Below are 3,168 nucleotides of genomic sequence, written 5' to 3'. Positions count from 1 at the left end.
TGGAAAAAAGGGGGCCATGCGTGCCATCTGCGCGGCAGTCAGCCAGAAAAGGTCGCTCATGTCACCGCTCCGTTTCTGGGCCGTGAATCACGCCGCGAAACGGAAATCAATGCATCCTGACCCTAGCCGAACGGGTGGCTGATCAGGCCAAAGGTCAGCGCCGGGCCGGTGCCGGGGGTGACCTGGCCCAGATGCATCTCGGTCACCGTGTCAAAGGCGGCGATGCCCGCGCGGTCCAGCAGATCCAGAAGCTCGGGTTCCGGGCGTCCGGTGTCGATGCGCAGGAAGCGGCCCCGATGGGTCTGGATATGCGGCGCGATCAGCGCCATCGCGGCGGCGGTCGTGGGGGCCACCACCGGGCCGATCACATACCCCCGCCCGGCCCGGCGGCAGATCGAGAACCCGGCCAGATCGCCCGAGGCATCCTCCAGCAGCAGGGGCGCGTCGGTTTCCAGCAGGGCCGCCAGAATGCCCGGTCGCGGCAGGCCATAGGCGGCAGCGTCCAGCGCCACCAGACGCGGCAGATCCGCCGCGCCTCCCTGCCGCAGTTGCAGGCCCTGCGGCACCGGGGCCTCGGGCGTGGCGGTGACGATACCCTGCCGCTGATGAATGGTGCGGATGGTGCGGAACCCCATGGCGCGGTACAGATCCAGCGCCGCCCGGGTGGCGTTCAGGCGATAGCCCGGGCGCCCCGCCTGCGCGATGATCCGGTCCATCAGCCAGCGCCCCGCGCCATGCGCCTGCAGCCGGGGCGAGGTGATGACAAAGCCGATATTCGCCTCGGCCTGACCCATCGGGAACCACAGGGCGGATCCCGCGACGCGCCCGATCGGATCGGTGGCCAGCAGCCCGTGGCCGAACCGCTTGAACAGCCGCAGATCATGCATCCGGTGCGGCCAGCAGACCGAGACCGACAGTTCATGCAGCAGCGGCAGATCCTGATCGCGCAGATCCTGCGCGCTGAGGCGATAGGTCTGGACCTGCTTGCTGGCCGGGATGTCCATCGCGCCCTCCTTAGCGTTTTGGCTGCGCCTAAGGCTAACCGGGCGGGCAAAGAATATTCTGCCATTCTGCCGCGTGGGACGGCAGATATGGATGGCGGGGGTCAGGACAGCCGGTCCCTGGCCCCATACCATGCGCCGACCACCGGCAGGAACCAGCGCCGGGCCCCATGCAGCGGGACGGGGGTCAGGGGCAGCCCCTCGACCGGGTTGTCAGCGGGCAGGCCAAGCGCCATCCGCGCCAGCACCGTCCCCATCAGGGTCGAGATCTGCGCCCCATGCCCGGAATACCCCAAGGCATACAGCACTCCGTCGGCCTGACCCGCGCGGGGATAGCGGTCGGGGGTCATGCCGACCAGCCCGCCCCAGCAATGATCGATGCCGATGCCCGCCAGATGCGGAAAGATCCCCGCCAGCGCCCGTTGCAGGATCGCCCCCGACCGCGCATCGGCCTGCGTGTCGCTTTGCGCCGTGAACCGCGCGCGGCCTCCGAACAGCAGGCGCCGGTCCGGGGTCAGGCGGAAATAATTGCCGATATTCATCGAGGTGACGCAGGTGCGTTCGCCCGGCAGGGTGCGGGCGACCTCGTCCGCGCTCAGGGGGCGGGTGGTCAGCAGAAACGACCCCACCGTCAGCATCCGGCGCCGGAAAAAGGGGAACAGCCCGTCGGTATAGGCATCCGTCGCCAGAATGACGCGCTGCGCCTGCAGGCTGCCGCGCGGGGTGGTCAGCTGCCAGCCGCCATCCTTCGGCGCGCGCGCGGTGACGCGGGCATTTTCCCAGATCTGCGCGCCGTGGCGGGCCGCAGCCGTCCCCAGCCCCGTCACATAGCGCCCCATATCCATCATCGCGGAACGCCGGTACAGGATCGCGCCGTGAAAGCTGTCCGATCCGATCTCGGATGTCAGCGCCGCCCGGTCCAGCCATTCGGTCTGCGGATCGACGCCCGCGTTCAGCGCCTGAAAATTCGCCCGCAGCCCCGCCACATGCGAGGGTTTGGAGGCCAGCTTCAGCTTGCCGGATCGGCGAAAACCGCATTCGATCCCCTCATCCGCGATGATCCGTTCAATCAGGTCGATCGAGGCGTCATAGGCCCGGTACAAACCCGCCGCCTGGTCCGCCCCCAGATGCGCCACGGCCGCAGGGTAATCATGCGCGATGCCATTGTTCAGATGCCCGCCATTGCGCCCCGACGCGCCATGGCCCAGGCCCCCGGCCTCCAGCAAGGCGACGCGCTGCCCGGCGCGGGCCAGCGTCAGGGCGGCGGACAGGCCGGTAAAGCCGCCGCCGATGATCGCCGTGTCGAACCGACCCGCGACCGGCCCCTGCTGGCCGTGGTCAAAGGCGGGCATGGTGTCGTGCCAATAGGACGCGAACCTGATCGGCCCGGTCATCGCGCCGCTCACAACCCGACGACCGCCGCCAGCCCGGACACATCGGCGATCTCGGTATAGCCATAGGCGGGGTTGGCCGGTTCATGGCCGCGATTGACCCAGACCTTGTTGCGGATGCCCAGATCATGCGCCGTCATCAGGTCATAGCGAAAGCTGGACGACACGTGCAGCACATCCCCGGGGCCGCAATTCAGCATGTCGAACATGTATTCGAAGGCCTGCATCCGCGGCTTGTAGGCGCCGGCGCTTTCTGCCGTGAACACATGCGCGATGGGGGCGCCCAGTCTGGCGATGTTATGGGGGATCTGGTCGTTCATCGAATTGGTCAGCGCGACCAGCGGAATGCGACCGCCGATCGCGGCCAGCCCGGCGGGCACATCGGCATGCGGACCCCAGCCCGGCACGCGGTCATAGATCTGGGCCGCGACGGCGGGATCGAAGGCCAGCCCATGCGCCCTGCAGGTCCGTTCGACGGCGTTATGGACCACCTCGGCATAGGGTTTCCACGCGCCCAGCACCTCGTCCAGCCGATAGGCGGAAAAGTCGCGGATGAACGCCGCCATCTGCGGTTCCGACAGCTGCGCGCCGTAATGGTCGCGGGCGGCTGTCGCCATATCGAACAGGATCATCGTGCCGTGACAGTCAAAGGTGATGAATTTGGGATGAAAGGTCATGGGCCGCCTCGCTTTCTGTTCCGATCAGCATGCACCGGGGCCAGGGGCGGGGGCTGCCGCGTTTGGCAAAGCACAGCGCAGGATATTGCGTATCGGGGC

The 3,168-nt window shown here is 67.9% G+C and carries 3 protein-coding genes; all 3 read right to left on the bottom strand.

Annotation, left to right across the window (positions count from 1 at the left end; genetic code table 11):
• Positions 1-122 precede the first annotated feature (122 nt).
• The gene (locus tag EG885_RS22125) at positions 123-1,004 is read right to left on the bottom strand and encodes a GNAT family N-acetyltransferase (RefSeq protein ID WP_165571272.1); all 882 of its coding nucleotides are present in this window, start codon (positions 1,002-1,004) and stop codon (positions 123-125) included.
• A 101-nt stretch (positions 1,005-1,105) separates the two neighbouring features.
• A complete protein-coding gene (locus EG885_RS22120; protein WP_242679803.1) occupies positions 1,106-2,395 on the bottom strand; it encodes an NAD(P)/FAD-dependent oxidoreductase in 1,290 nt (429 codons plus the stop codon).
• 8 nt (positions 2,396-2,403) lie between these two features.
• Positions 2,404-3,069: a haloacid dehalogenase type II gene (locus EG885_RS22115; RefSeq protein WP_131578992.1), complete on the bottom strand. Its 666-nt coding sequence runs from the start codon at positions 3,067-3,069 to the stop codon at positions 2,404-2,406.
• Positions 3,070-3,168 lie beyond the last annotated feature (99 nt).

Source organism: Paracoccus nototheniae (assembly GCF_004335005.1).
Taxonomy (GTDB): domain Bacteria; phylum Pseudomonadota; class Alphaproteobacteria; order Rhodobacterales; family Rhodobacteraceae; genus Paracoccus; species Paracoccus nototheniae.
Note: the sequence above shows the minus strand (reverse complement) of the source record. Positions and strands in the feature narration are given on the sequence as shown.